The following is a 6171-nucleotide window of genomic DNA, read 5'->3' on the forward strand; positions in this document are numbered from 1 at the left end:
CCGTGATGCAGGCGGCGCGCGCTCCCGCGCCACGCCTGTCCGGGCCGCCTGCCGGCGCCCGGCACGCGGCCCCCGGGTGACGCCGCATGACCACTCCGTCCCCGATCCGATTCGATGCCGAAACCCACGCGCGCGCCGCTCGACGTGCTGCTCACCGAAATCCGCGCGTGCCGTGCCTGCGAAGCCGACTTGCCGCTCGGCCCGCGCCCCGTCGTGCGGGCCCATCGCGACGCGCGCATCCTGATCGTCGGGCAGGCGCCGGGCGCACGCGTGCATGCAAGCGGCATCCCGTGGGACGACGCGAGCGGCAAGCGGCTGCGCGGCTGGCTCGACGTCGACGCCGACACGTTCTACGACGAGACGCGCTTCGCGATCGTGCCGATGGGCTTCTGCTACCCGGGCCGCGGCGCAAGCGGCGACAACCCGCCGCGCCCCGAATGCGCGCCGCTGTGGATTGACCGGCTGCTCGCCGAGTTGCCGTCGATCCGGCTCACGCTGCTGATCGGCCAGTACGCGCAGCGGCATTTCCTGCGCGAGTCGCGCAAGGCCACGCTGACCGACACCGTGCACGCGTGGCGCGACTATGGCCCCGAGGTGTTACCGCTGCCGCATCCGTCGCCGCGCAATCAGGCGTGGTTCAAGCACCACCCGTGGTTCGACTCCGAGGTCGTGCCCGAACTGCGGCGCCGAATCGCGCCGCTGGTCGCCCGATAAACGCGCACCGCTGCCCTGTCGCGACGCTTCGCGACACCCTGTCATCCGTATCGAATCAAGCATGAACGACACCCCCACCGATCTCGACTTTGCCTGCAACGGCTGCGGCGGATGCTGCCGCGACCTGCGCATTCCGCTGACGATCGACGAGGCCATTGCGTGGCTGCAGCGCGGCGGCCACGTGGAGCTGCTGTGCGATGCGATGCCGTGGCTCGTCGAACCCGAGCCCGACAACGCGTTCGCCGCCTACAAGCGCGTGCGCTCGAGCGCCGCGCTCAGCGGCTCGCTGCCCGTCCGCATCACGGTCATGCTCACCGCGACCCATGCCGGGCCATGCCCGAACCTGCTCGACGACCTGCGCTGCGCGATCTACGACGCGCGTCCGCTCGTGTGCCGGATCTATCCGGCCGAAGTGAATCCGTTCGTGCCGCTGGTGCCGGACGGCAAGCAATGCACGCCCGACGCGTGGCAGCAGGCGCCGTTCGTCCGCGGCGGCACGATCGTCGACGCGGCCACCCGCGAGAACATCGCGCGCTCGCGTGCGGCGAGCGAAGCCGAGACACCGCTGCGGGCGCGGTTGTGCGCGATGCTGGGGATCGATACGGCGGCGGTGGCCAACGAAGGGTTCGCGGTTCATGCGCCGCCGGCTGCCGCGCTGCTCGCCGCGCTGACGGCTTTGACGGCGCAGCGCGCAGCGGAGTCGGCCCCGGCCAGCGCCGACACCGCCTGGACGCTGGTGTCGAACCGTACGTCGACGCTGGATGCGCTCGTGTCGGTTGGCGCGGCAAGCCAGCGTGCCGGTAGCGCCAACCCGCACGCCCGTTATCTCGGCTTCCATCCGGACGAGTGATCGCCGAGCGGCACGCCGCGAGCGACACCGGGCGAAGCCGTGCGGCCGCACGGATCGCCGCCGCGCCCGGTTCGCTGTACCATCGCGGCTCAACCGCGTCACGAACAGCAGAATCCTTCATGCCCTCCATCGCCCCGCCGCGCCTGTACGGGATGCCCGAACGCAGCGACCGGCTCGACTTCTACATCCGCGACCAGGCGTCGCGCCAGGCGATCACCGAGCCGCACCGGCACGCGTATTTCCAGATCCAGTTCAATCTCGGCGGCGACACCGAGCAGCGGATCGGCGGCGTCACGCGGCCGTTTCCGCGCGGCGCGCTCGCGTTCGTGCTGCCGCATCGCGAGCACCTGATCCCGCATCCGGAAGGCGCGCACTTCATCGTGATCAACTTCAGCCAGGCGTTCCTGCGCGCCGATCTCGACGTCGACCCGCTCGATCTCGAGGACGTGCCCGCGCACCGCTTTCCCGAGCTGACGCCGTTCCGCTTCCAGGAACACCTCGACTTCATCCTGACCGGCGACACCTACGAAGAAGCGCGCCGCCTCGCGCTGTGCATGCTCGACACCGATCGCGTGCGCTCGTTCGGCTCGACCACGCTGCTGCGCGGCTACCTGCTGCAGCTGATCGGGCTCGTCTGCACGCAGTACGCGGGTGCGCTCGACAAGCTCGCGCAGCGCGGCGCCCAGCGCGCGGGCCGGCGCGACGCGCTCGCGCGCGTGCTGCGCCACGTGCGCGCCAACCTGACCCGCGAGGACCTGACGCTCGCCGCGACCGCCGAGGCCGCGTTCCTGTCGCCCAACTACCTCGCGCACCTGGTCCGCAAGGAAACCGGCAGCACCTTCACCGATCTCGTGACCGAGCGCCGGATCGCGCTCGCGCAGTCGCTGCTGGCCCATACCAGCCGGCGCATCGCCGATATCGCACGCTCGGTCGGCTTCCGCGACGAAGGGTATTTCGCGCGGCGCTTCCGTGCACGGGTCGGCGTGTCGCCGAAGGCGTACCGCGACGCGAACGCCGCGCGGCCGGACGGCGACGATTCCCCGGCGGCGGCCGACGCGTAGTTTTGTCCCGGTAAAACGCAGTTGCGTCGCATCCGGCCGCTCGGCTGTCGGGTATCGTTGCACGCATGCCGGCCCGTGCGCCGCACGGGCGCGGCATCCGTCTTATCACCGAACGAGGCCATCCGATGTCCGCTTATGTCATCGACGCTGCCGAGCGTCCTTCCGTCGAAGTCGACCAATCGTCCGCGCGCTTTCCGGTGCGCCGCGTCTTCTGCGTCGGCCGCAACTACGCCGACCACGCGCGCGAAATGGGTGCCGATCCCGACCGCGAACCGCCGTTCTTCTTCACGAAGCCGGCCGACGCGATCGTCCCGGCCAGCGGCACCGTCGCCTATCCGCCGCTGACGAACGACCTCCATCACGAAATCGAGCTGGTCGTCGCGATCGGCAAGGACGGCCGGTCGATCGACCCGGCCGACGCACTGTCGCACGTGTGGGGCTATGGCGTCGGCGTCGACCTCACGCGCCGCGACCTGCAGGCCGAAGCGAAGAAGCTGAGCCGTCCGTGGGACTGGGCGAAGGGCTTCGATGCATCAGGCCCCGTGACCCCGCTGCGCGCAGCAGCGGCCACCGGCCACCCGGCGACGGGCCGCATCTGGCTCGCGGTCAACGGCGACACGCGTCAGCAAGGCGACCTGGCCGACATGATCTGGGCCGTGCCCGACGTCATCGCGTACGTGTCGCGCTCGGTCGAGCTGAAGGCCGGCGATTTGATCTTCACCGGCACGCCGGCGGGTGTCGGCGCGCTGCAGCCGGGCGATCGCGTCACGGGCGGCGTCGACGGCGTCGCGACGTTCGAATTCGTCGTGGGCGCGAAGCCGTAAGCCGTCACGCAGCACGCAGCACGCATGGCGGTCGCCCGCCCGGGGCCGCCGTGCAATATACCGATTTCGGTCAATCGTAGCGGCGCAGGAATGCGTCGGCGACGGCCGGCGGATTCAGCGCCTTCGCCGATTCGTTTTCCAGCGCCTCGGCCGCATCGTCGTCGCTGATCGACACGAACAGCGTGATCGCCGCCCTGTCGTCGCCCGTGCCGAACAGGCCTTCGCGGTCGAGCAGGCGCAACGCCGCGATCATGTCGGCGTGCAGTTGCCGCGAAAATTCCGGGAATCTCGAGCGGACGAACTGCGGGCTCAGCACGTCATCGGCGAGCTTGCCGCAGATCGCATTGAACGGCGAAGCTTCCGCCGCCGCGTACGCCCATTCGGAGCAACCCCACACGTACCACGGGTCGTCGTCCGGGACGGCCTGCTGCTCGCGGATCCGGCGCAGCCCTTCGACCGAATTGGCCGCCGGCACCACCGTCATCGCCCCGCTGTCGGTATACAGCGCGAATGCGTAGAAATGCTCGTCCGGGTGCTGCGCCCGCAGCGCCCTGAATGTCGCTCTCGCGGCGTCGGCAATGTCTCGCTGGAAATCAGAAAAGTCGCTCATCGCATCCTCGTCCAGTCGCCCTTCCCGCGTCGGAGCATGCTCGGCGCGCGGCGGGTTCGTCGTCTCCCGATAATCGATCGATTGTCCGCCAATCGTCCACGGCACGGTAGCGGTGCCAGCCCCCATGTCCGATGCCGCGTGTCTTCGTTCACCGCCCCGCGTCGCGCGCATCGAACACCCGCACGCAGACGGCCGCCGCCAGGGCGATCGCGGCCGACAGCAGCATCATCGCGAGCGGCGCATAACCCGCGTTGCCGGCTGTCAGCACCGCCCCCGTCAGCGACGAAAGCGCGGCGCCGCCAGCGATCGTCATCGCGCCGGCCAGCCCCGACGCGCTGCCCGCCAGCGCCGGGCGCACCGACACCGCACCGGCATGCGCGCCGGGATTCGTCAGCCCGTTGCCGATGCCGACCAGCACGCACGGCCCGAACCACGCGATCGCCTGCGTCGCGCCACCGAACCTCAGCGCGAGGCCGATCAACGGCCCCGCGCACGCGACCACCCGTCCGAACAGAATCGTCGTGGCCAGCGCGTAGCGGCGCGCGTAACGCGCGGCCACGAAGCTGCCGCACACGAAGCCGGCCGTGATGGTCCCCATGTAGAAGCCGATCTCCGCCGGTGCGATGCCGAACACCGTTTGCGCCGCGAGCGGCGCGCCGGCCAGGAACGCGTAGAACGCGCCGGTCGAAAACGCCATGCAGAGCGCATAGGCCCAGAAACGACGCGCGCGGAGCAGCGCCGGATACGCGCGAAGCTGCTGCCCGAGGCTCGACGACCGGTTCGCATGGGTTTCGACGAGGTCGAACGCACACCAGACGAACAACGCGATGCCCACCGCGCCGAGCAGCCAGAAGCTCGCGCGCCAGCCCAACGCCTGGTCGAGCGCGCCGCCGAACGTCGGGCCGAGCATCGGCGCGAACGCGGCCGCCATCGCCGCATAGCCGATCCGGCTCGCGGCGCGCGCACCGCCGCCGGTGTCCCGGATCGTCGCCATCGACACCGGATAGACCGACGTGATCGCCGCCTGCATCAGCCTGCATGCCAGAAACGCTCGAATATCGGTCGCCATCGCGCAGCCGAGCGAGCCGAGCGCGAACACGCCGACGCTCGCCAGCACCACCGGCCGCCGCCCGAACCGGTCCGACAGCGGCCCCATCACGAATTCGAGCGACGCGGCCACCGCCGCGTAACCGCCGAGCGACAGCGCGACGAGCGCATAGTCGGCGCGCAGGTCGCGCGCGATGGCCGGCAGCGACGGCAGGAACAGGCTAAGCGGCAGCACCGAGCACGCACACAGCAGGATCAGCGTCGCGAGTCTCGGCGACGCCCGTTCGGAAGCGATCGGCAGGTTCGATTGCAAGCGGATGCCCTCCATGCACGTGCCGCACGGCCGTGCGCAATGCAAAAAAAAGCCCCCGAACGAGTCGGGGGCGCATGGGTGCCGGCGCGGTGCCGCTACCGGACCCTGCGCCTGGGTACTACTACGATGATGAATGCTGCGTTCATGCCGGATGGCTCCTGAATGCCTTGCTGACTGCGTGCGAGATCGAACGATGGTAGGCGGACGATAGCGAGCGCGTCAACGCCCTAACGCGCACGCACCGACACGAATTTCCGGGCGTTGTTGCGCTGGATCAGCACCGCGATCACGCTGCCGTTCGCTTCGAGCGTCGGTATGTCATCGGGCGTCTCGAGCAGCGTATCGTTGAGCTCCAGCACGACATCGCCCGGCTGGATGCCGGCCTTGGCTGCCGGGCCGTGCACCGCGTCCACCATCATCCCGACCGCGAGCCCCGTCGAGCGGCGCTCGTCGTCGCTGAGCGCATGCATCGTCAGCCCGAGGCGGTCGCCGCCGTCGGCAGCCGCTGCTCCCGCCGCCGGTCGTGCAGCCGCCTTCGGCGCAGCCATGCCGACGGTCGCGCCCGCGTTGCCGGCGGCCTCGTCGGCGCCCGTGATCGTCAGCATCACCGGCGCGCGGTTGCGGATCAGCCGCAGCGGCGCCTTCTGACCCGGCGGCAGCGCGGCGGCCAGGTCGTTCAGCTCGGCCGAACGGCCGATCGTCTTGTCGCCCAGCTTCACGATCACGTCGCCGGGCTTCACGCCGGCCGCGGC

At 70.4% G+C, this 6171-nt stretch carries 7 protein-coding genes; 4 read left to right on the plus strand and 3 right to left on the minus strand.

The window, feature by feature from the left end; translation table 11 throughout:
• Window positions 1-114 precede the first annotated feature (114 nt).
• The 4 genes from G3N98_RS37775 to G3N98_RS37790 all read left to right on the plus strand — a co-directional run bounded on the left by G3N98_RS37775 (window position 115) and on the right by G3N98_RS37790 (window position 3449).
• Window positions 115-714 (plus strand): uracil-DNA glycosylase family protein, encoded by a 600-nt coding sequence (locus G3N98_RS37775; RefSeq protein WP_206150970.1) that lies wholly within the window; start codon window positions 115-117, stop codon window positions 712-714.
• A gap of 61 nt (window positions 715-775) precedes the next feature.
• Window positions 776-1564 (plus strand): YkgJ family cysteine cluster protein, encoded by a 789-nt coding sequence (locus tag G3N98_RS37780; RefSeq protein WP_206150971.1) that lies wholly within the window; start codon window positions 776-778, stop codon window positions 1562-1564.
• Between the two features lie 119 nt (window positions 1565-1683).
• Window positions 1684-2625: a helix-turn-helix transcriptional regulator gene (locus tag G3N98_RS37785; RefSeq protein WP_206150972.1), complete on the plus strand. Its 942-nt coding sequence runs from the start codon at window positions 1684-1686 to the stop codon at window positions 2623-2625.
• A gap of 125 nt (window positions 2626-2750) precedes the next feature.
• Entirely contained in the window at window positions 2751-3449 is a 699-nt protein-coding gene (locus tag G3N98_RS37790) for a fumarylacetoacetate hydrolase family protein (RefSeq protein ID WP_089427313.1), read from the plus strand.
• A gap of 70 nt (window positions 3450-3519) precedes the next feature.
• On the opposite strand, the gene G3N98_RS37795 is transcribed toward G3N98_RS37790, so the two are convergent.
• From G3N98_RS37795 to G3N98_RS37805, 3 genes are all read right to left on the minus strand, one after another.
• A complete protein-coding gene (locus G3N98_RS37795; RefSeq protein ID WP_206150973.1) occupies window positions 3520-4059 on the minus strand; it encodes a DUF4303 domain-containing protein in 540 nt (179 codons plus the stop codon).
• Window positions 4060-4207: 148 nt separating this feature from the next.
• Complete coding sequence (locus G3N98_RS37800; RefSeq protein ID WP_206150974.1) at window positions 4208-5419, minus strand: MFS transporter; 1212 nt, start codon at window positions 5417-5419, stop codon at window positions 4208-4210.
• A gap of 227 nt (window positions 5420-5646) precedes the next feature.
• The coding region (locus G3N98_RS37805; protein WP_206150975.1) for a PDZ domain-containing protein at window positions 5647-6171 on the minus strand (525 nt) is incomplete at its 5' end.

It is taken from the genome of Burkholderia sp. Tr-20390 (assembly GCF_017104595.1).
Classification (GTDB): domain Bacteria; phylum Pseudomonadota; class Gammaproteobacteria; order Burkholderiales; family Burkholderiaceae; genus Burkholderia.

Excerpts from the sequence above, each read along its gene's own strand:
- G3N98_RS37775 (WP_206150970.1), top strand. The coding sequence starts at position 115 with ATGCCGAAACCCACGCGCGCGCCGCTCGACGTGCTGCTCACCGAAATC.
- G3N98_RS37780 (WP_206150971.1), top strand. The coding sequence starts at position 776 with ATGAACGACACCCCCACCGATCTCGACTTTGCCTGCAACGGCTGCGGC.
- G3N98_RS37785 (WP_206150972.1), top strand. The coding sequence starts at position 1,684 with ATGCCCTCCATCGCCCCGCCGCGCCTGTACGGGATGCCCGAACGCAGC.
- G3N98_RS37790 (WP_089427313.1), top strand. The coding sequence starts at position 2,751 with ATGTCCGCTTATGTCATCGACGCTGCCGAGCGTCCTTCCGTCGAAGTC.
- G3N98_RS37795 (WP_206150973.1), bottom strand. The coding sequence starts at position 4,059 with ATGAGCGACTTTTCTGATTTCCAGCGAGACATTGCCGACGCCGCGAGA.